This window comes from Mycobacterium sp. NGS66 (assembly GCF_059812225.1).
On record NZ_JCALCG010000046.1, the window covers coordinates 1 to 367 of the forward strand.

Sequence of the window (367 nt, forward strand, 5' to 3'; positions counted from 1 at the left end):
GCGGCGCAGCGCAGACAGCAGCCGACTCGGGCGCCTGCTCCACAATGGCATGCACATTGGTGCCCGACAGCCCATAGGAGGACACCGCCGCCCGCCGCGGATGCCGCCCCTGCAGCGGCCAGCTGGTGTAGTCCTGGGGCACAAAAAGATTGGTGTCAATGCGGGCCAGCTGATCAGGCAGTGCGGTGAAATGCAGATTACGCGGCACCGCGCCATGGGCCACCGCCAGCACCGCCTTGATCAACCCCAACACCCCCGCGGCCGACTGGGTATGGCCCACATTGGTTTTCACCGACGCCAGCGCACACGCCCCCGCCCGGCCATACACCTCGGCCAGGCTGGCGTATTCGATCGGATCACCCACCGG

The 367-nt window shown here is 67.3% G+C and carries 1 pseudogene; it reads right to left on the reverse strand.

The window, feature by feature from the left end:
• Positions 1-367, reverse strand: a pseudogene (locus AC5Y2L_RS28590) (hypothetical protein); the annotation flags it as partial.